This window comes from Paenibacillus sp. EZ-K15 (assembly GCF_002573715.1).
Classification (GTDB): domain Bacteria; phylum Bacillota; class Bacilli; order Paenibacillales; family Paenibacillaceae; genus Paenibacillus_AQ.
In genome coordinates this window covers 664,387-685,635 of record NZ_PDHM01000012.1, presented here as the reverse complement: position 1 = coordinate 685,635, position 21,249 = coordinate 664,387, and the positions used below count along the sequence as shown (strand labels likewise).

24 protein-coding genes and 1 other annotated feature are annotated in these 21,249 nt (G+C 48.9%); of the genes, 2 read left to right on the top strand and 22 right to left on the bottom strand.

Annotation, left to right across the window (positions count from 1 at the left end; all coding sequences use genetic code 11):
- Window positions 1-81: 81 nt before the first annotated feature.
- From CRG97_RS11245 to CRG97_RS11210, 9 genes are all read right to left on the bottom strand, one after another.
- Entirely contained in the window at window positions 82-672 is a 591-nt protein-coding gene (locus CRG97_RS11245) for a lysophospholipid acyltransferase family protein (RefSeq protein WP_098743010.1), read from the bottom strand.
- 21 nt (window positions 673-693) lie between these two features.
- Entirely contained in the window at window positions 694-1,374 is a 681-nt protein-coding gene (cmk, locus tag CRG97_RS11240; protein ID WP_076320951.1) for a (d)CMP kinase, read from the bottom strand.
- A gap of 176 nt (window positions 1,375-1,550) precedes the next feature.
- Window positions 1,551-1,838, bottom strand: a complete 288-nt coding sequence (locus CRG97_RS11235; RefSeq protein ID WP_076320950.1) for a DUF5359 family protein — start codon at window positions 1,836-1,838, stop codon at window positions 1,551-1,553.
- A gap of 63 nt (window positions 1,839-1,901) precedes the next feature.
- Window positions 1,902-2,564, bottom strand: coding sequence for a flagellar brake protein (locus CRG97_RS11230; RefSeq protein ID WP_098743009.1), 663 nt, complete (start codon window positions 2,562-2,564; stop codon window positions 1,902-1,904).
- Between the two features lie 198 nt (window positions 2,565-2,762).
- A complete protein-coding gene (gene ypeB / locus CRG97_RS11225) occupies window positions 2,763-4,112 on the bottom strand; it encodes a germination protein YpeB (protein WP_098743008.1) in 1,350 nt (449 codons plus the stop codon).
- Window positions 4,113-4,201: 89 nt separating this feature from the next.
- Window positions 4,202-4,348 carry a hypothetical protein gene (locus tag CRG97_RS33245; RefSeq protein WP_009595221.1) on the bottom strand — a complete coding sequence of 49 codons (147 nt, stop codon included), beginning with the start codon at window positions 4,346-4,348 and terminating at the stop codon, window positions 4,202-4,204.
- A gap of 73 nt (window positions 4,349-4,421) precedes the next feature.
- Window positions 4,422-5,117: a glutamic-type intramembrane protease PrsW gene (prsW, locus tag CRG97_RS11220; protein WP_098743007.1), complete on the bottom strand. Its 696-nt coding sequence runs from the start codon at window positions 5,115-5,117 to the stop codon at window positions 4,422-4,424.
- A gap of 57 nt (window positions 5,118-5,174) precedes the next feature.
- Window positions 5,175-5,786, bottom strand: a complete 612-nt coding sequence (locus CRG97_RS11215) for a genetic competence negative regulator (protein ID WP_076320946.1) — start codon at window positions 5,784-5,786, stop codon at window positions 5,175-5,177.
- A gap of 201 nt (window positions 5,787-5,987) precedes the next feature.
- Window positions 5,988-6,362, bottom strand: a complete 375-nt coding sequence (locus CRG97_RS11210) for a hypothetical protein (RefSeq protein WP_098743006.1) — start codon at window positions 6,360-6,362, stop codon at window positions 5,988-5,990.
- A gap of 93 nt (window positions 6,363-6,455) precedes the next feature.
- On the opposite strand from CRG97_RS11210, the gene CRG97_RS11205 reads away from it, so the two are divergent.
- The gene (locus tag CRG97_RS11205) at window positions 6,456-7,367 is read left to right on the top strand and encodes a polysaccharide deacetylase family protein (RefSeq protein ID WP_098743005.1); all 912 of its coding nucleotides are present in this window, start codon (window positions 6,456-6,458) and stop codon (window positions 7,365-7,367) included.
- A gap of 66 nt (window positions 7,368-7,433) precedes the next feature.
- Here CRG97_RS11205 and CRG97_RS11200 read toward each other — a convergent pair whose 3' ends face one another.
- Genes CRG97_RS11200 through CRG97_RS11190 form a run of 3 tightly spaced genes read right to left on the bottom strand, consistent with a single transcriptional unit; the run spans window position 7,434 to window position 9,245 of the window.
- Window positions 7,434-8,252 (bottom strand): metallophosphoesterase, encoded by an 819-nt coding sequence (locus tag CRG97_RS11200; protein ID WP_098743004.1) that lies wholly within the window; start codon window positions 8,250-8,252, stop codon window positions 7,434-7,436.
- On the bottom strand, window positions 8,249-8,659 hold the full coding sequence (locus tag CRG97_RS11195) for a hypothetical protein (RefSeq protein WP_098743003.1): 411 nt from the start codon (window positions 8,657-8,659) through the stop codon (window positions 8,249-8,251). The genes CRG97_RS11200 and CRG97_RS11195 overlap by 4 nt, the downstream gene beginning before the upstream one ends.
- Window position 8,660: 1 nt before the next feature.
- Window positions 8,661-9,245, bottom strand: a complete 585-nt coding sequence (locus tag CRG97_RS11190; RefSeq protein WP_098743002.1) for a CPBP family intramembrane glutamic endopeptidase — start codon at window positions 9,243-9,245, stop codon at window positions 8,661-8,663.
- Window positions 9,246-9,472: 227 nt separating this feature from the next.
- Window positions 9,473-9,703: a binding site (T-box leader), on the top strand.
- Window positions 9,704-9,894: 191 nt separating this feature from the next.
- On the opposite strand from CRG97_RS11190, the gene serA reads away from it, so the two are divergent.
- Window positions 9,895-11,487, top strand: coding sequence for a phosphoglycerate dehydrogenase (gene serA / locus CRG97_RS11185; protein WP_076320940.1), 1,593 nt, complete (start codon window positions 9,895-9,897; stop codon window positions 11,485-11,487).
- Window positions 11,488-11,610: 123 nt separating this feature from the next.
- Here serA and CRG97_RS11180 read toward each other — a convergent pair whose 3' ends face one another.
- From CRG97_RS11180 to CRG97_RS11135, 10 genes are all read right to left on the bottom strand, one after another.
- On the bottom strand, window positions 11,611-13,044 hold the full coding sequence (locus tag CRG97_RS11180) for an ATP-binding protein (protein WP_098743001.1): 1,434 nt from the start codon (window positions 13,042-13,044) through the stop codon (window positions 11,611-11,613).
- A 1-nt stretch (window position 13,045) separates the two neighbouring features.
- A complete protein-coding gene (locus tag CRG97_RS11175; protein WP_009595176.1) occupies window positions 13,046-13,762 on the bottom strand; it encodes a response regulator transcription factor in 717 nt (238 codons plus the stop codon).
- A 100-nt stretch (window positions 13,763-13,862) separates the two neighbouring features.
- Window positions 13,863-15,116: a c-type cytochrome biogenesis protein CcsB gene (ccsB, locus tag CRG97_RS11170; protein WP_098743000.1), complete on the bottom strand. Its 1,254-nt coding sequence runs from the start codon at window positions 15,114-15,116 to the stop codon at window positions 13,863-13,865.
- A complete protein-coding gene (resB, locus tag CRG97_RS11165) occupies window positions 15,103-16,806 on the bottom strand; it encodes a cytochrome c biogenesis protein ResB (RefSeq protein WP_098742999.1) in 1,704 nt (567 codons plus the stop codon). Before resB ends, ccsB begins: the two co-directional genes overlap by 14 nt.
- Window positions 16,803-17,330: a redoxin domain-containing protein gene (locus tag CRG97_RS11160; RefSeq protein WP_076320936.1), complete on the bottom strand. Its 528-nt coding sequence runs from the start codon at window positions 17,328-17,330 to the stop codon at window positions 16,803-16,805. Before CRG97_RS11160 ends, resB begins: the two co-directional genes overlap by 4 nt.
- A gap of 125 nt (window positions 17,331-17,455) precedes the next feature.
- Window positions 17,456-18,211 (bottom strand): pseudouridine synthase, encoded by a 756-nt coding sequence (locus CRG97_RS11155; protein WP_071223906.1) that lies wholly within the window; start codon window positions 18,209-18,211, stop codon window positions 17,456-17,458.
- A 21-nt stretch (window positions 18,212-18,232) separates the two neighbouring features.
- Complete coding sequence (locus CRG97_RS11150; protein ID WP_098742998.1) at window positions 18,233-18,571, bottom strand: N-acetylmuramoyl-L-alanine amidase; 339 nt, start codon at window positions 18,569-18,571, stop codon at window positions 18,233-18,235.
- 126 nt (window positions 18,572-18,697) lie between these two features.
- A complete protein-coding gene (locus CRG97_RS11145; RefSeq protein ID WP_076320934.1) occupies window positions 18,698-19,231 on the bottom strand; it encodes a spore maturation protein in 534 nt (177 codons plus the stop codon).
- 6 nt (window positions 19,232-19,237) lie between these two features.
- Complete coding sequence (locus CRG97_RS11140; RefSeq protein WP_098742997.1) at window positions 19,238-19,870, bottom strand: nucleoside recognition domain-containing protein; 633 nt, start codon at window positions 19,868-19,870, stop codon at window positions 19,238-19,240.
- Between the two features lie 62 nt (window positions 19,871-19,932).
- Entirely contained in the window at window positions 19,933-21,114 is a 1,182-nt protein-coding gene (locus CRG97_RS11135) for a D-alanyl-D-alanine carboxypeptidase family protein (RefSeq protein ID WP_098742996.1), read from the bottom strand.
- Window positions 21,115-21,249: the final 135 nt, after the last annotated feature.

The window sequence follows — 21,249 nt, the reverse complement described above, 5'->3', positions numbered from 1 at the left end:
TCGCATTGGCGAAGTTCAAAACATAATTGCTGTAGTATCTTTCCAATCTTCCCATGCTTTTTATGCATGAAGCGAATAAAATCAGTTCACGGTTGGTTTGCCGCTTGCGCGCATTTCGTGAATCTTGGCCATGATCAACTCGGTTGCCGCATCCAGAGCTTCCGGTGACTTGTCACCTTCAAACCGGGATAGATCCACAGGTGCACCATAGATGATCTTCACTTTGCGAAAAAGCTTGTAATCTCCAATGATAGCAGCCGGTATGACCGTCGCCCCGCTGCGGAGAGCGAAGCTTGCCGCACCCCGTTTGGCCGCCGTTGAATCGGAATTACGCGTCCCCTCAGGGAAAATGCCCATGATCTCACCCGTGCGCAATATCGTGAGCGCGGTTTTGATCGAATCTTTACTTACTCCGCCGCGCTTGACCGGAAATGCTCCAAGCTGACGAACCAGCCATCCGAACACCGGGATGTTGAACAGTTCCGCTTTGGCCATGAACTTAACCTGGCGCTTGACGTGAATGCCGACAGATATCGGATCTCGAATGCTAATATGATTGCTGCAGATTAGCACGCCGCCTTCTGAAGGTATGTTATGTACGCCGACAGATTCGAATCTGTAGAGAATAGCGAACAAACCGCGGACCACCGCTCTGCAAAAAATATAAATCATGCCCATTTCTCCCCATCCCACTTAAGTTTCGCAATATGAAAGAATTGCTTCCACAACCTGGTTGATATCCATATGTGTCGTATCCAGTATGATGGCATCCTCTGCGCATCGGAGCGGCGACACTTCACGTTCCTGGTCAAGCCTGTCACGTTCTGCGATATCTCTTTCCAGTTGTTCCAGCGATATGCCTTCATCACTCAACTCATTGAAGCGGCGGAGAGCACGTTCCTTGACACTGGCCGTCATGAAAATCTTCACCTCGGCATCCGGCAAAACCGTTGTGCCGATGTCACGTCCATCCATGACAACGCCCTTGTCTTGTGCCATTTGCTGCTGTAAACGGACAAGCTTTATCCGCAAACCCTCGATTCGTGCATATTGGGATACCACTGCACTAACCTGATGTGAACGAATATATGGTGTGACGTCTTCCCCGTTCAGCCAGACCATTTGACCATGTTCATGCGGTTTTAATTCAATCACCATGTTTTGTGCATGTTGAAGCACTTTTTCGGGATTTTCTGGAGAAATCCCTTGGTTCAGCATGAACCAGGTGACTGCCCTGTACATGGCTCCGGTATCCACGTAGATGTAATGCAGCCTGCTGGCTACCATACGCGCTACAGTGCTTTTACCCGCGCCTGCCGGACCGTCGATGGCAATATTAATTCTGTCGCGATAACCTGTCCCCTGCGTAACCAACGGGGCATTCCTCCTCAAACATATACCTCGAAATCGAAAGGGCTTACCATCCGTTACGGACGGGATCACCGTTTCTCTAGTGAAAACTTATAAGAAAGCGCGGATGAAACAAAGGCGCAATCTTATAATTCAAGAAAAAAGCAGGCGCCCGCCTGCGACGTGAAAATTATACCACACTAGCTAGAGTGATGCAAAAGAGAAGGGGTGTTTTCCCCCATCCAATCGTTTACATTTGGCTCGTTAACGGGAACACCCTCCATCTGCTGAATGGGCGAAATATAGGGCCGGCTAGGCTCATAATGTAATAGCAGCTGGGTGATCACCAGGGCAAGCACAAGCCAGATCAGCAGCTTAAGCAGCATGATTCCATATCGGTCATGCAGAGCTTGTCCCTTCTCTTCATGCTTAACTTCCAGTCTTGTTTTTTCAAGCAGACGGTCTTGATCGTTTACTACTTCTGACATGGCAGACAGCCCTCCGGGACAAAATTTTCGGATAGTGTGCCACCGGCATGTCCTTTTTATGCATTAACGATTGCGAAAATCAAACTGTCTCTCAAAACAATAACGAATCAGCTTCTGGCGCTCCATATCTGCGATCTGACTAAACTTCAGCATCACGATGCGTCGATTGGTAGGCAGCTCCTTCACCCTCACAACCTCGCCTTCAAACGGAACATGCTCCACGGAGCCGTTCTTAAACGGGATGAGTATCCAGCATGTCAGTATACTCCCTTCCGCAATCGTATGATCCGGCTGCAGATAGAAGGATACGCCACCGCCGCCGACATCATCGGTTTTGGCTAAAAACTGGGTGCCGTCTTTGGTCATGACTGCTACCTCGAGCTCGGCTTGCACCCTTAGGAAGCTTCTTCTCTGTACCTTCGTAATTTGATCCTGCTCCGGCTTCTTGATGCGAACCAGACGGATAATATCCTCATGGTGACTCAGGACGTAGGAATTGAAGAAATTCTTAACTCCGCCTTCCGTTAAAAAATAAGCGGACAGCTCGTCCCCGATGTACAGCTTTTTCAGCTTGCCCGTCCCTTCCTGCAGCGGAACCTCCATATACATCGATTCGTCATCCATGTCGGAGATGCGGGATTTATATACAATATTGGCTTCCTTCTCATCCCCCGTATCCAACTGGATATAGAGGACATCGTTAATCTTTGGATACAATGCGCTCACCCACTAATTCATCATAATCATTATTTTCCATTATATCATGGGATGCCGCGGCCCATAGGACAAAATCTTCAAATTAAGGTCGAATCCTGTCTATCCTTGGGAAACATGGGACCCTCCCCGCTCTTTCAGCTCCTTCATCCAAGCAAAAAGCCGATTCAGGATATCTCCTGAACCGGCTTGAATCACGCAATACTTTGATTATTTAATTCCTGCCTGTGCATCCTTCACGACCTCAACCGTTTCCTCAAGGCCGGTATCCGAATTAATGTAAATTCGATATTGGGACCCGTTGATTCGCCCGCCAAACTCATAACACAGAACATCCTCGGAGCGGTCGTTTTTGATTAAGGCCTTACGGTGGTAGAGCACTTTGAACTCAGGATTCAAGACCTTCTCCGCTTCGGCAAGACTAAGTTTCGGCTGCGGGATTTCTCGCTTGATCTGATGCTCGTACACAAAGTCGCTGGCCTGGAATCCAATGACATCCCCATTGTCCAGCGCAGAACGAACGGTAATTTTTTCAGGGTAAATCAGCACGCCGTCCTCTTCGCGGACAAAGGAGAAGTTGGCCAGGTTGTCATATTGGTCCGCCGAAACAACCGTCATGTCGGAGTAGCCTTTTTTCGTCAGGAATTGCTGGGCTTTGTCGATAGCATTTTGAACGGACGCTTTCTTCGCGCCAACATTCCGCTCATCCGTATAGGAGATCAGCTGGCCGCCTTTTTCGGTAAAGTCCATGCTGAGCATATGACCCTTCGGATGTTGTACCTTCGCCGTATAAGATACCCACTCGGTGCCACTGCCGTTCTTTGTCACTTGTACTTTGGCATTATTACCCACATCCGAGAACTTCAGCGCTTTACGCTTCACATCCGCTTCCGATATCGGCATACCTGCCAATTGCTTCACAGAACGGCGGTCATAAATGCTGCTTACGGATGGTCCCCAGTCAAGCTCAGGGTAGGACTCCACCTTTTTATCCACCGTTTTGAAGCCGTCAATAATGGAGTTGTCCTCGACTTTATTCGTAGCCAGAGCCGTCTCTACATCCATCCAGCGCAAACTGTTTGCGATAACCTTATTCTGCACATGCTGCAAGTCCTTCGTAATTTCACCAGAGTTGGCGTACAAGGATTTCAACGTTTTGACTTCACCCTCACTGAGCGGCTCCTTCGTTAAATCACGTACACCTGTTTTGTAAGCAAAATTCGAAATTCGGGAAAGGAACTCTTCCGTCTTGTTGAAAGGAAGGAGCGTAAGCGGCAGCTGGCTGATCTCATTCTGAGCCTGGCTGGTTAGGCGCCATACATTCATCAAGCCCTTCCGGTGCATCCCTTGGGAGGTAGAGCTTACCGCAAGCGTATTGCCGAGCTCCGCATGAATCCTGTCCATATTGTACGACAAGTCATGGAATGCCCGTTGGTATTGGTTCTCCGCATTAATCAATATGGCGTTTTTCTCTTTATTCTCTTGATAACCCCATACCAGAGCCCCGATCAATAAAATTGTGGCCACAGGAAACAGAATAGCGCTTAATCGTTTGTACATGATGCGATAGTCTCCTTTCTTCTACTCACTGCCGTTAGTTTGACTAGAAGAAAGAAGTCTTATGCATATCTGTATAATTCCTTCATCCTTTAGAAATCTTCCTCAATATCGAAGTGATCGCGATTGTTGCACAGACACTGCTTAAATCCGGTTTCGATCCGGCCCTGCTCCTTTTTTCCCCGCAGCACAAAACGTTCACCGCAATCCTTACAAAGAATTTTCACTTTTACACGCAAAAAAAGACACCTCCCTTTCTATGATTCCCTGACTGTCAGCCGAGGTCTATAGAAAGAAGTGTGCCCTGATTTGTTAAGTGTTAACCTCTTCCTCCCGCTTGATGAAACGAAAAGGAGAACGGTTGTTAGCTCTAGAGATTTTGCCCATGCCGCCATACCATAGCAGCACCATAAGCGGTACGATAAACCATACCCATGTGTGGGTCAGCAGATTCAGAATCAGGTCGTACAGACCATGCCACATCCAAGGCAGGAACAAGGATAGAACGAGAAAGAACCTTCTTCGTTTCCCTTCCGTGAACCTCGCATGTCCCATGTAGTATCCCATGATGACCCCAAACATCGCATGCCCCGAAACGGGCAGCAGGGCTCGCAAGAACATCGGACCAAAGGCTGCCTGGCTGTACCAGGCGTAAAGCAAATTCTCTACCGTAGCAAATCCCAGCGATATCGCCACTGCATAAAGGATGCCGTCATAAGGCTCGTCAAATTCCGTATGGTTAAAAATAATATGGTACATCACGAACCATTTCAGAAATTCCTCAACGCCCGCCGAAACGAACAATGAGTTGACTACCGGATTGTCGCCAAGCCATAGTATTATTCCCCGCTGCAGAATCATAACCGGGAAAACGACCAGAACCCCTAGCATGAACACCTTGATCACCATGTGCAGGGGCTCTTGATCATACCTATCTTTCAGGTAAAAATACGTGAGCAATGCGAGTCCCGGCGCCAAAGCTGACGCAATTACCGAGAACACCAGCACTAAAATTCCCCTTCCGTTAGTTGCGGGCCTGAAGTCCGGCACGCACGCCCACCTTGATTAATGCTGACGCTGGAAGTGTGTACAGATAACCTCAATCGCTTGCTGAGGCATGACTTTCTTCCCGTATTCCTCCAGCATAGCCTCCGTTACTGAGGAGGATTCACCGAATTCAGCCAGCATCGCAATCACCGCCGGCAGCTTCTCGCTATCCAATTCCTCAGGATCGAAGTACAAAAACCATCTATCCATATAGTGATAGAGCTTACCCGCTCCGCCTACAAGGTCCTTCAACATATGCGATGCTTCAATGAGCACTTCAAAATCTTGAAAAACATAGACGATAGTATCACTTTGATCCAGCGTTACTTCCATTTCATAAATCTCGTCCGGCATATCTTCTTCGGACAAGCCGCCGAAATGATGATCGTATTTCCCTCTCGTCACAATAACCACCATGCCCTGGGCAGGCAGTGCAAACACCTCAACGGCAAGAGGTCCGGTGGCATCAAATCCGAGTTCACTGTATGCCTGATCCATCATCTCCGTAAACAGGTCATAAACTTTCGGTATTTCCTGCCACATCTCTTCCTTCTGGATCCCTCGCTCACTCAGATCGTCAAACGTGAGGAAAATCCGTATCTTATCTTGACTCAAACGCTCTATTTTCATGACAGGATCCTCCTTACGTAAACAAAAGTTTATAACAAATTATGATGTCTGGATTATGACGTGATAAAAATGGTTTTATATAATTGATTTTATCATTTAATAACCACAAATGCACGCAAATATGTAGCTGAAGAAAAAAGAATCATTCACGGGGATTCATGTGGCCGCTCCCCGTGAATGATTCAAAATGGTCCATGCCGTTTACAAACCCGGTATGACGGTGTGGGTCTCTTTCAAAATTTGTTCGACTTCGTTCTTGACATCAGGGTTGTTCCGGATGAAATCCTTGACTTGTTTCAGGTTGGCAGCCTTCGAATGAGTCGATGCCTGTACCCCTGCAGTTCCATTGGAATGAGTGGAATCATGTCGGCCTGAACTGGGAAACACGCTTTCTTGGCTCGAGCCAGAATACTTCTGGCTCTTAGTGCCCTGAATTTTACTCATCGCGGTATCCGCAAATCGGCCAAGATTCGCATCTTTCATCATCGAGGAGAAGAGCCTGCTGTTATTACGGGAAATGATTCGGCATGCAACGGCACCGATAATGACACCATATAGAAATGACGAAGTCTTCACACATGATACCTCCTTCTATGATAAACTCGAGATTATTGTTCTCGCACCGCCAGAAACTCATGCTACATAAATACAGGAAAGTGAGATGGAATCATGGTTAGAACACGAACAGTACTTCTGCTGGCTTGTTGCCTTATGCTCAGCGCATGCGGCAACAACGGAATGGATCAGAAGCAAAGCACGGCCACGGAAGTCGGTAATGACAAAGCAGCGCAGCAAAATGAAACCTCAGGAGCAGTGTCCACTCCGAAAGAAGGTACCGAGAAGGCAACCGAAACAGACAAGCCTGAAGCCGAGCCTGACGTGGATAAATCCGCGGACCCATCAGATGAAACCGACAAGAGTCCCGATGCCGAGGCACCGGTTGAACCGAAGTATCACATGAATAAGGTGTATCGCATCGTCCCCAATGATGAGTCCGTCCCCGAAAAAGTAGTGCTGCTCACGTTTGATGACGGCCCCAAGGATGAAACCATGATCAACCAAATGATCGACACGCTGGACAAACATGATGCCAAAGCGATTTTCTTCGTCAATGGATACCGTGCGAAGGCGCATCCAGAGCTGTTGAAACTGATCCATGACCGCGGTCAAATCATTGGGAATCATTCCTGGGATCATATCGACCTGAAAAAAGAAACCAAACAGACAGTGAAGAAACAGATCGGGGATGTGCAGCAAATCGTTAAGGAAGCGACCGGATCGGAACCGAAGTTTTTCCGTCCTCCGTTCGGCTCCGGCGGAGATACTGTAAAGGAAGTTGCCCTGGATCATGACCTGCTGTTCATGACCTGGTCCAACGGTTCGCTCGATTGGGAAAGCAAAAATAAAAACAAACCCGATGCCGTAGTCAGTAATGTGCTGGAACAGCTTCACCCCGGCAGCAACATTCTGATGCATGAGCTTCCGTGGACCGTAGAGGCCCTCGATACCTTGCTGACCAAGCTTGAAGCCAAAGGGTATGGCTTCGTGGATCCGCAATTCATCGAACCTAAAATAAGATAATCCGAAATAAGGTAATCCGAGAAAACACAAAAACCTTAATTCTGCCGTCACCATCTGACGATCGAATTAAGGTTTTTTGCGTAGTGTAATCACATGATATTCTGCGGGACATTGCAAGCGCAGCGGGATATGGGAAGTACCGAATCCCCGGCTGATCAGCATCCTGGAAGAATGCTTGGTTTCGCCCGCCTTTCTCGGCAGCGTATACCATCCGGATTTAAACTTCTTGTAGAAACGCGTCAATCGAACGGCTCCTGCAACTGGCAGTACAATCTGCCCCCCATGGGTATGTCCCGCCAGCACGAGATCCCCATGCACCGCATCCTTGTCTTTGACCCATATTGGATCATGAACCAGAATAATGTGATACTGGTCTTCGGCTGCATTCCCCCGAAATCTTGTATACGGGTGCTTCCGGCTTGCCGGCTGCCTTACCCCGCTGAGAACCATAAGCTCGTTACTGCGCTTTAACGTAACGGTCTTGTCATTCAGCAGAGTAACGCCGCTCTCCCGCAATACTTTACGGACGGCGTCCTTGCCTGCATTCAAATCATGATTCCCCAAGACGGCATACACGGGTGCGATACGGACCAGCACCGACATATTATGCCTCATACGCTGAAGGGGCACGCCTCTTTCCGTAATATCTCCACCAAGCAGTACGCAATCCACCGATGATAGATTGGATAATAGCTTTACTTCTGATAATTGTCTGCGATGTATATCGGTAATGAACAGTATCCGAAACCCGTCAAACGAGTGAGGGATACGTTCGGATACCACTTCTTCTTCACGCACCCGATAGCCCCTGGCTTCAGCCCTCATCCAGCCGATAGCGCCTGCACCAAGCGCCGCAGCACCTGCTATCCACATCAACACACTCATAATAACTCCTTTAACAATTCCTTTAATGGAGGCGCTCCGATAAGTCCCCACCACAGAAGACCCACCATTAACAATATGAAAATGACGATCAATGAGTTCACAAACCATTTGCTCATTCTTACGCGATACGAGGAATATGTATTCGTTCGTTTAGGAGCAGACGCTTCTTCCTCTGCTTGACGCTGGCGGGACCGGGTCGATCTGGAACGGCTCAATCCATCCCCTGTACTGCTTCTCTGGTGCTTTTGTTCCACGGAACTTGTGGAGGGTGGCGATTTAGATCGACTTGGTGTTTCATCTGCTTGTCGCGATTTCGCTGCCGCTCTTTTTTCTGATTGAGCCGTTGACTTGTTCTTGCGGCCTTTATTTCGGCTCTGATGTCGCTGCATTCTGCTAAGTTCGTTCATGTTACTCTTTCCTCCGAAACCGAATCAACATTCCTGATATGAAATCAATCAGAAAATGGCACAGGATAGGCGCCCAAATGGTACCCGTTTGAATATAGACGTAACCCAGACCGTAACTGCTCAAGAAAACCCAACCGGTTGGAAGCCAATGTTTTAAATATCTGACATGAATAAGTGCGAACAAGATACTTGTCCAATACGGTCCGAACGCATGCTGGATGGCTCCTCGAAACAATAACTCCTCGCAGATGGATACGATCAGAGCTATAACAAAAATATGCCAAATCGGCCTTTTCCGGAACAACATTTCATTGATTCCGCCATCGTCCATACTATCCTCTGACACAAACCGGGATAATACAAAATCCACGACCAGCATTGCTCCTGCAAGTCCGAGCCCCCAATAAACAAACTCGATATCCATCGGAATGACAAAGAGCCCAAACGGATTCCTCTGCTGAAACAGGATCCAGATCAAACCTGCAATTAGCGTCAATGCTTGGGTAAGATACAGATTAATAAGGAGCAGCCGATCATTTAATTGATGGGCCTCGATTCTTTTTACGCGTATTTTAAATTTTTTCATAGAAGATGGGCCTGTCTTTCATCTTGATTTTTAAAGATTATTTTCGTGGACAACCATAGTAATATCAGAATAATTCAATCATAGGCGGGCATATGCATCATAGCAAATTAACGGCATGACATTCAAGGCTAACCCTTGTTTCTTCCCCTACTATAAGGCCTATGGACAGAATAAACACCTATTGACACAATGTTAGAGCCATGATACATTATGAAAAAATTAATCTGTGAAAACCGATGATGGAAAAGAGAAGCTGTAACGTCCTCAGAGAGCCGATGGTTGGTGTAAATCGGTGGCGTAAAAGTATTCTTAAGCGTTCCTGAGATATTTCGCTGAAACTTGAAGTAGGCGCAAATCGGATGATATCCGTTACCAATCATGGTCTGAACAGACCGCTTGAGGCTGCCGCATCTTGGCAGCGAATAAGGGTGGCACCACGAATAACTCTCGTCCCTTACTACGGAGGTAGTATGCGGATTGGGAGTTTTTTTATGTTCCTGTCTCTTTGCCACGACACCGCGTCAAACCTGTATAGACCTCTTGCAGCTTTATTGGAATCTTTGGTGTATAACGGAATACGCCCAGCGTAATCCTTATTCAATATTGCAATACCGCAATTTATAGAGGATTTTAAGGAGGAAGAGAAACCATGTTTAAAGTATTGGTATCGGATCCGATCAGTGATTTGGGGATCCAGCAATTAATGGATGCCGCCGATGTGCAGGTAGACAAAAAAACGGGGCTTAATGAAGATGAGCTCACTGCCATTATCGGTGAATATGACGGGCTCCTCGTACGGAGTCAGACACGTGTGACAGAACGCATTATGAATGCAGGAACAAATCTCAAGGTTGTCGGCCGTGCTGGTGTTGGCGTTGACAATATCGATCTTGAAGCCGCTACGAAACGCGGGATCGTTGTTATTAATGCGCCTGACGGTAACACGATTACCACAGCAGAGCATACATTTGCCATGATGATCGCCCTCGCCCGCCACATCCCACAGGCCTATGCCAAGACGGTAGGCGGATCCTGGGACCGCAAATCCTTCCTCGGCGTTGAGCTGCGCAACAAAACGCTGGGCGTTATGGGAATGGGACGGATTGGCAGCGAGGTAGCTAAACGCGCCAAGGCTTTCGGCATGAACATCCTTGCCTTCGATCCGTTCCTGACGGAAGAGCGTGCGGACAAACTGGGCGTGACACTCTCCTCGGTAGATAACATTATCCGCAGCGCAGACTTCATTACGGTCCATACTCCGCTTACGCCGGAAACCCGCCATATGATCGCAAGACCGCAATTCGAAGTCATGAAGCGCGGCATGCGCATCGTGAACTGCGCCCGTGGCGGCATTATTGACGAACGTGCCCTCGTGGAAGCCATCGATGAAGGCATTGTTGCCGGAGCCGCATTTGACGTGTTCGAACATGAGCCGCCTGAAAGCGATCATCCGTTCCTGAACCATCCAAAGGTTATTGTAACCCCGCATTTGGGTGCATCTACCGTTGAGGCTCAGGAGAACGTTGCGATTGATGTATCGGAACAAGTGCTTCATATCCTGCGCAACGAGCCGTTTAAGAATGCGGTCAACTTCCCGCTTGTAGCGGCTAGCGTGATGAACAAGCTGCAGCCATACTTCTCGCTCGGCGAGAAACTGGGCAGTGTAGCTGCTCAGATCACCGCACACGCGGTGAAGGAGATTCACGTAGACTATGCAGGCGAGCTGGCTGAAGTCGATACGCAAGCCCTGACCCGATACATCGTGAAGGGTGTGCTGGAACGCCACCTCGGAAGCGAAGTGAATATTGTAAACTCCATGCATTTGGCGAAGAGCCGTGATCTGCACGTCGTTGTGTCCCAGACACCAAAAACCAAAGACTTTACCAACCTCGTTACCGTTACGCTTAAAACGCAAAACGGTTTGGAGCGAATTGTTGCAGGTACCCTCCTGCTGGGTTACGGCGAACGGATTGTCCGTCTGGATAAATTCCCGGTCGATATCTCTCCGGAAGGTCATCTGATTCTGATCTCCCATAACGACAAACCGGGCCTTATCGGTCGTGTCGGAACGCTGCTCGGCGAGAACGATGTCAACATCGCCTCCATGCAGGTTGGACGTAAAGTCATCGGCGGGGAAGCCATCATGCTTCTGACGGTGGATAAAGACGTTCCTAAGGACGTTCTGATCAAGCTTACCGGGCTGCCGGAACTGAACACCGCGCAGCAAATCGCGCTGGGCTAAATTCAGGCCAATATAAGATATAAGGGGTTAATCATTGTTCCACGTAGAACAAGATTAACCTCTTAATTTCAACAAAAAAACACGCTCCCTGTGAGCGTGTTTTGTCTTTTGTGGAGACATTCCCTAAGATTCTGCCGATTTTGTTGGAATGATCATCGTAAACACCGTTCCTTCGCCTACTTCACTTGTTGCGTTAATCGTACCATGATGCGCTGTCACGATATTTTTCACGATGGCGAGGCCTATACCGGTTCCCACCGTCTCCCCCCGCACACGCGCTTTATCGGCCTTGTAGAATCGCTCAAAAACAAAAGGCAGATCCTCAGGCGGAATACCGACGCCTTGGTCGCTAATCTTCACCTGGAGAGCCTCTGTGTTCGATTCGGTAATCCGATCCGCAATGATTCGAATCTGCTTGCCTGAAGGCGTATGACGAAAAGCGTTGTCCAGCAGATTGGTCAGCACCTGTTCTAGCTTATCTTCATCCGCCGCTTCGAGCAGAAGATTCGAGTGAAGTTTATTAAGCTGAAGATCAATACCGCGCTCCTTGGCTCGAACAGTGAACTTCCGGTATACCCTTTCACATAATTCACCTGCATCCATCTTCCGCAGGGACAGCTCTGCATGCCCCGCTTCCATACGGGTTAAATCAAGCAGATCCTTCACCAGTCGGCCCATACGAAGCGATTCCTCATGAATTACCTGTATCAGCTCTCTGCTCTCTTCCGGTGAAGCTGCCATTCCGTCAAGCAGCGCTTCACTGTAGCCCTGCATCATGGACAGCGGTGTACGGATTTCATGCGACACGTTGGCGATGAAATCCGTACGCATCTTCTCCAGCGTAACTTGCTCGGTAATATCTCTTAACACGACAACGGCGCCGCGGATCACCTCATCCGAATATAAGGGAGCCATATGGGCTGACCATATTCCCTGCTTCACATGCAGGTCAGCGCTTTGGTCCTTTCCTTCGTTCACGGTGGCATAATAAAGCTCACTGAGCGGTTTTGGCATGACATCGGCCGCCCAGCCTCCGCCCTGCAGCTCATCATCCCATTGCAGCCCTTTCCAGGTTTTCATGATTTCCTGCCCTGGCGGGTTCACCAGTATGACCTGACCATGGTTATCAAAAGTAATCACCGCGTCGCTCATGCTTCTCAGCACACTGGACAGATGCTCCTTCTCATGGTTCAAATTGCGGATATTCGTTTCCAGCTCTGCTGCCATATGGTTGAACGTATTGGCCAGCTCGCCAATCTCATCACTGGTTACCAAATTTAATCGAGTGCCATACTTCCCTTTACGGATGTCATTGGCTGCCTCAATGAGCTGCTGCATGGGCTGGGTAATCTTCGTTAACAGAAACAACCCGAAAAAGGTGGTCATCGAAAAACCAATAATGGCCACATAAGTAAATAAACGTTTGATGGCATCCGAATTCGCAAACGTGGTATCGATATAGGGGAGCAAAAATAATCCGAGCGTCAGCAGTACGCACGCGACTAAACAGGTTATCGTAATCCACAACTTGCCGACGAGTGATCTCCAGAAACTCACGTTACTTCGGTACCTCCAGCTTGTAGCCTACTCCCCATACGGTCGTAATCATCGCTGCGGATTCTGCGGATACCTTATTTAACTTCTCGCGCAGCCGCTTTACGTGGGTATCGACGGTGCGAAGATCGCCGAAAAATTCATAATTCCATACGTCCTTAAGCAGTTCTTCGCGCGAGAATACTTTGTCCGGGGACGAGGCCAGGTAGTGCAGAAGCTCATACTCCTTCGGCGTCAAGCTGATTTCATGCCCTCCGGCCGTCACGCGGTGAGCATCATGTTCAATGATCAAATGCGGGAAAACAATGCTGTTGCTTGGGTTCGGTTCCTTGCTCAAATAGGCCGTAGCGGACGAGCGGCGTAAAATCGCTTTAACACGATAGATCACCTCGCGCGGACTGAACGGCTTCACAACATAATCGTCGGCCCCCACTTCAAATCCCTGTACGCGATTGATCTCCTCACCCTTGGCAGTCAGCATGAGAATAGGCGTAGACTTCACCTGACGGAGACGCGTGCATACTTCGACACCATCCATCCCAGGCAGCATCACATCCAGAATAACGAGCCCGTAATCTTCGGAACTTGCTTTGCGAAGAGCAGTTTCTCCATCCTCCGCCTCTTCGATTTCATACCCTTCCTTCTCCAAATACATTTTTAACAATCGGCGAATCCGTTCTTCATCATCAACAACTAGTATGCGATTTCCGTGCTCTGACATTGGCAGCCAACTCCTTCATTTTTATAGGGAAAATCAGAAGTGGCCCTCTTGATTAAGAAAGGGCCCTTCTGATTGATCATTCACTGCTATTCGATTTACATTAATCGGTTCCCGCATAGGAATGCAGACCCGCGATAATCAAGTTGACGCCGACCAGCGTAAACATGACCACGATAAAGCCGATAACGGACAGCCAGGACGAATTTTTACCCTGCCAGCCGCGCGATAGCCGGAGATGAAGGTACACGCTGTAGAACAACCATGTAATAAGCGCCCATACTTCCTTCGGATCCCAGCCCCAGAACCGGCCCCAGGCAATTTCTGCCCAGATCATGGCGAATATGAGACCTCCCAGTGTAAATACCGGGAACCCAATCGCAATGGCGCGATAACTGATTTCATCCAGATCGTCCGGATCCAATCTATTAAGGGCAGGCTGAATGAACTTGGCCAGCGGCTTGCGCAGGATAAGGCGGAGCAAGCCGTACAGGATCAACCCCGTGATCAGCGACCATATCACCGTATTCAGCTTACGTCCAGCGTTCACGCCGTGCATCCAGGACGGAGCTTCCATGAGTGGAGATTTCATGCCCAAGAAGGACTGCATGCTCTCCGTTTCGCTTTTATAAGGTGCGACAAGCGGTGGCATGTTATATTCCACTTTTACTATTGTACTATTTTCTGTCTTCGGGTCAACCAAAGTCTGGTTAAATTCAGCCTGATATCCGCTCGCACGGAAGCTGTATACCGACAAAATAAATCCGATCAGGATCACGATGGCAAACATGCAGAGTTCAAGCCAGCGCTGTTCCTTGCGCGCGCCTTTGTCTGTTCCGCTAAAGTTAACGGTACGGAGCAAGTGCATCAGGCCGGCGATAAAACCGACCGCAAAAAATGCATCGCCCAGCGCAGCCAAGGTTACGTGAATCCCCAGCCAATAGGACTGAAGCGAAGGAATCAGCGGCTGCACCTCCTGCGGAAACACAGCAGCATACGCCATGATCAGAATAGACAGCGGCAGTGCAAACAATCCGAGCAGCGATTTTTTGTAGATAAAATAAAGTACGAGGAAGGCAATCATGATTGCCATCGACAAGAAGGTCATAAACTCATACATGTTGCTGACAGGCACATGTCCAGAGCCCGCCCATCTCGTAAAGAAGTACAGCAGATGTCCGATCAAACCGATCGATGCCGTCACAAATGCAATCTTCCCCCATTTAGCCAAATGGGCTTCCGGGTCCCGCTTGCGGAACCGTCGTCCCATAACGGCAAGTGCATACATGATAAATGCCGCACAATACAAGGTAAAAGCAACGATAAATGCGTTGCCGCTAAAATCAATTAGATTCATGCTTAGTCCCCCTGTTATTCTCCAATGACTTTTCATCGACTTCGATATTCATTTGCTTGAGGATCGCGGAGATCTCCTTGCGAAGCCCAAACCAGTTCTTGTTCGTATGTGCGCCAAGGGTCAGCGTTTGGTTATCAATACGCAGCCAGATCCGGCGATGGGTGAAATAAAAGCCCATGATCAGGCCGAGCATACCGATAAAACAACCAATCCAAATGAACGGCATGGCTTTATCCACACGAATATTCAGATAAGTCGTAGATTCCGAAAAGTCCACATCGTCCATGCTCCGTACATCCAGTTGTACGAGCGCTTCCCCACCCGCCAGCTGTGCATTGATCGCTTCCTGATTAAAGCGTTCCTTATCAATCTGTTTAGGGAAGTAGAAGTATTGAATGCCTTCCTTCGGCAGTTCAGGTCCCTTAATCAGAAATAAGAATGCAGGCGCATTCGGGTTTGGTGACAGGTTTACCGGTTTGCCGTTATCGCCAAGTCCAAAATCAGTAAAGGATTGTGTAAGCGTTAACGTATATTCTCCCGCCTGATACTCTCTTTGAGGATCGTCGATCGACAATGTGATTTTGCCGTATTCCTTCCCGCTCTTACTGTTAATCAGCACCGGCGAAACCGAACGGAGAATCGGGGTCAGATCATAATCGAATTGATAAGCTTTTAACCCTTTGTAATTAAGAGGATGGTTCACCTCAATGTTATGGCGTGTCAATTCCACGAGCTCAGGCTTTTTATCAAAATCGTCGCAATTGGCCTCGCACATATACAGGATCGCCTGGGTTTGGAACTCCTTCGGCAGTACTTTATTCTTGCCTTTAAATTCCTCAGGCATATCGTCCTCGGTGTAGAACTCCACCTTAAAGCCATCGTTCAATAAATAGTAACTGGTGTTCTTGATGTGCACCGGTTCATCTTGAGGGAAAGCCATGTGCTCGTCCATATGCAGTCCGGGAAGATTCCGTCCAAGAACTGCTAGCAGGAAAATAATCAGACCGATATGAAGAACATAGGGGCCCCAGCGGCTGAACCGCTGCTTCTCTGCCAGTAGGGTTCCGCCATCCGTTCGCACGCGGTAACCCTTCTTCTTAATGATTGGCTTCACCCGTTCAACCCAGTCGGCACCGTCTTCATCAACATGCCCTTGGTATACCACCTTCTGGCGGGTAAGGAAGGACATGTGCTTCGGAATCCGCTGTCTGCTGAGTGCTTTGTACAGGGGCAGGACCCGGTCAAGACTGCAAATGACAAGCGATGCGCCGATCATGACAAGCAGCAGCACGAACCACCAGGACGTGTATGTATGAGACAGCCCGAGCAAGTAATAAATATGCCCCAGCTGTCCGTACTCCTCTTTGTAATAAACTGAGGGGTCAATATTAAGGAATGTACTTTCCTGCGGAAAGATGGTTCCTAGCGAGGAGCCGATCAGAGTAAGCAATATCAGATATATTGCTACTTTTACCGAAGAAAAGAAATTCCATACCCGATCGATCATACCGGGGTTTTCTTTCTGTGATCGACGAGCAACGCCGTCATACCGCATTTCCAGAATCGGCTGGGCCTCCGCTTCCTCGGTCAGCGGCTTCCCGCAAGCCTCGCAGAGGACCGTCCCCGTTGGATTCTGGTGTCCACAATCACACTTCGTGTTCTGGATCAAAGGCTTGGAACCTTGACTCATTTCGCATTCACCAACTGTTCAATTTGTTTATCAAGGGTGTTCAAATCCAGTTCGCCTATACGAATATGGTCAATCTTGCCAGAGGCTGTAACAAAAAAGGTGGTTGGCATGGGCCCAACCCCATAGCTGGCAACGGCATTCCGTTTCGGATCCATCAGTATGGGGAACTTTACGCCGGTTTGAGCAACGAAATTCTCAACGGTCATTTTGTTCTCTCCCACATTAATTCCGATGATCTCAACGCCTTGACTGCTCCATTTCTCCCACTGAGCTTGTAGAGCCGGCATTTCCCGCACGCATGGCGGACAGTAGGTGCCCCAGAAATTAATCACCCTGGCCTTACCCTCGTATTCACTCATGGTATGTACGCCGCCATCCATGCCTAGAAGTTCAAAATCCGCTGCCTTTTGACCCACTTTGGGAACCTCATCAGAGCCGAATACAACGGTTGCAACGGCGTACACTCCGATCAGGATAATGGCAAGCAGAATCACAATCTGTACGCTTTTCTTTGATTTGCCCATAAAGCAGCAGCTTCCTTTCTATGACATTCATCATATCGTATACTACGGGTGTGAACATCCTATGAACAATTATAACGAAATTTGTCATAAACGCCGCTCGCCATTTTGAATATTATGTGTCGGGTTTAACGTTTTCTCTTCGGTTTCCCGCCCGGCTTAGCGGCTTTCGCCATCTGCAAAAGCTGGTTGATTTCATCCGCTGTCAAATGGCGATACAATCCCCGTTTTAAATTTTGCAGCAGCAGATCACCGTAAGATATCCGTTTCAATCGCGTTACCGGATGGGAAATCGCTTCGAACATCCTTCTCACTTGACGATTGCGGCCCTCATGAATGGTAATCGATATGACGGATTGTTTATTATCCGGATCCACATCCTTATATTCCACCTCGGCAGGAGACGTCATGCCGTCTTCCAGCATAATCCCTTGGCGAAGCTTGTCCAGTTCGGTGCCATGGGGCACCCCTTTCACGGTAGCCAAATAAGTCTTGGGTACATGATATTTAGGGTGGCTGAGCAGATTGGCGAATTCGCCGTCATTAGTCAGCAGCAGAAGTCCTTCTGTATCATAGTCCAAACGTCCAATCGGATATACCCGCTCTTTAATGCCCTTGAGATAATCCGATACAATTTTTCGGCCTTCGGGATCAGAAGCGCTTGTAATGACTCCCTTCGGCTTATTCAGCATAATGTATACCTTTTTCTCATTCTTTATCGGTTTGCCTGAAACCGTAATGATATCCTGGGCTGGATCGGCCTTCGTGCCGAGTTCGGTAACGGTCTCTCCGTTTACCTGCACCTTGCCTTCAAGAATCAATTCCTCGCACTTGCGGCGGGAAGCGACTCCGGCCTGTGCCATAATTTTCTGTAATCTCTCCATGTTCGTTAGGTCACCTCATTCCTAATGATAACCATCGACAGGATAAATCACAAGCGCGTTCCATGGAAAATGTGCCCCGGGACAGGTGTCGGAGTGAGGAAACAAGTATAACGGGGAAATATCATGGAGTCTGGATAGCTCCAAAATGATTTTGCTGGCGGTAAACAGCTGTGTTTTCTGGTCCAGCGACATGGACTGGTAGCCGATATTGAAGTCGCCCTCAAGACAGATGTGAATCTGTCCCGGCTGAACCAGCATGGATGAAGAAGAGACCGAGCCGTCCGGATGGATTTTAAAATCCCAGTTCCGCGGTTCCCGCTCGCACACGGTATGATGAATAACAAAACCCTCGAATTCCATTTCATCACCCCTACTACAATTTGCAACTGCAGCAGTATATGACGCGATGGTATCGAGGGTATAGGCATACGTCCTGTTACATAGAAAAAACGCTCCGTCTTACTCAGACCGCCCGCATGATCTTAATTATCCGAACACCAGCAGACAGACGGCAATCGCCGCAATAAAACCGATCAAATCGGAGAACAGCCCCACCTTCAGCGCATATCGGCCATTGCGGATTCCGACGGCGCCAAAGTAGACGGTCAGAACATACAAGGTTGTATCTGTGCTTCCCTGTATGGTCGACGCGATTCGGCCAATCATAGAATCCGGACCATATGCCCGAATCAATTCAGTCGTGTAAGCGAGAGAACCTGTGCCCGTCAACGGCCTGAGAATTCCCAAAGGCAAAATCTCGCTCGGTACCCCTAGCGATTGCAGAAAGGGGCCCGTCCAACCCACAAAAAACTCCAGCGCACCGGAAGACCGAAATACGCTAATGGCAACCATCATGCCGACCAAGTGCGGGATAATCCCAATCGCTGTGGAGAAGCCGTCCTTGGCTCCATCCACAAACGATTCATATACGGGCACTTTGCGCGTATAAGCATAAAGCGGAATGAATGCGATAATAATGGGAATAGACCAAGCGGATACGAGATTAATCCATGATAGCAACCCTCATCACCCCTTCACATCCGGGTTCAGGCTTGTACCGATTCCCGGCGGCTTCTGGCGGCGTATCGTCCGTCTTCGATACCATCGGTCAGCCATTATGGCGGCCGCCGTTGCAATCGCAGTGGCCAAAAGCGTGGTACCGACGATTTCCGAAGGATTAGCGGACTCATAATTTAACCTGATTGCGATTAGCGTTGTCGGTATCAACGTAATGCTGGCCGTGTTTAATGCAAGCAGCGTACACATCGCCGGAGAAGCTGTGTCCTTATCCGGGTTTAACTTCTGAAGCTCCTGCATCGCTTTGATTCCCATCGGAGTTGCCGCATTGCCCAGACCGAACAAATTGGCGCTCATGTTAGACAGTATATATCCCATAGCGGGATGATTCTTCGGTACATCCGGGAACAGGAAGCGGACAACCGGGCTCAGCAGCTTGGCAACCTTCTTCAGCAGGCCCGCGTCCTCTGCCAGGCGCATCATGCCAAGCCAGAACACCAGTATGCTGATGAGACCGAAGGAGACAGTCACTCCCGTCTGGGCTCCGTCAAATGCGGCTTTTGTAACACTTTCGATGTTCCCGTTCACTGCCGCAAAGCAAACGCCGATCAGTATCATCCCCATCCAAATCAAATTGATCATCTCTTCGCCCCCGTTTGCTGCCCCGCTGCGTGAGAATCCACGATCTCTTTAGCGAAGGCTTGTTATGATTTGGCCCTGAACAGATGCCTAAGCACTTCTCCTGCAGACTGCCACAGCGACAACGAACCGAGTGGTCCGGATGTGCTTCTGGACTTCTGCAAGACCTCAGGGACTTCAGGAAGCTTGCTTCCTTCCGCATAGACTGGAATTTTGCCGATGCTGACATTATCCAACACCAGTTCAATATGACCCCGTAGTCCGAAAGACAAGTCGGGTGTGCTCGCTTTATGCAGGACCAGTTTCTTCACCAAGCGTGCTTCCTCATCATGCGCGAACGCATACGTAAAGGAACTGCCCGTGACGAGTGGATAGCCCTGGATCTTCTGCCCTTTCTCCGTAACCTTTTTCAGTGGAAAATGGGCAAATCCGTAATCCAGCATCTTGGAATGATCATTCCAATCGTTGCCGTCGTTCAGCGTGACCGCCGCAATCTGCTGACCGTTTCGGGTGGCGGAGCTCACCAGGCAGCGGAATGCTTTTTTGGTGTAACCGGTTTTGACGCCATCCGCCCCCTCGTAAAAACGAAGCATCTTGTTTTTGTTATCCCATTTGTAGTCCCACGCTTCATTCGGATTGGGCGCTTTCTTGGTCGGGGTTTTGACAATCTCGCTAAAGACAGGGTTCTTGAGGGCATAGGCCGTCAGTTTGGCTACGTCATTAGCAGAAGAGTAATGTTCATCATGATCCAGTCCATGGGGATTCATAAAATGCGAGTTCGTCAAGCCGAGCCCGGCCGCCTTCTCGTTCATCAGCAACACAAAGCCTTCTTCCGTCCCCCCGACATGTTCGGCAATGGCCGTCGCGGCGTCGTTGCCTGATCGCAGCATTAAGCCGTACAGCAGATTCTCAAGCGTCATTTCCTCACCAAGCTTCAGGAAGATCGAGGAGCCCTCTTTGGCAAAAGCATTTTTGGAGATCTTGACGCGATCGTCCAGCTTGCCGTGTTCAATTGCCACGATAGCTGTCATGATCTTGGTCAGGCTTGCGATTCTCAAACGCTCGTCCCCGTTCTTACTGTACAGCACTCTACCGGAAGTGACATCAATCAGTGCAGCTGCCTGCGCATGATTGGTGGGGCCATTCTCATGATCTGCATGCACGGGGACAGCCGTAACCAGCAAGCAGCTTATGACCATCAACATGGATAACAAAGACTTGCAGTTCGTCCATTTCATTTTCATCATTTTATCCTCCGGTGTTCAGAAATCTTGTACAAGTATATGTCGTTTACGCTAAAGGTATGTCCATTTCGCAATAGAAACGTCTGTCGACGTACTTTTACCAAGACCGACCCCGTTAAAGTGAAGTTTTTCCAGCAA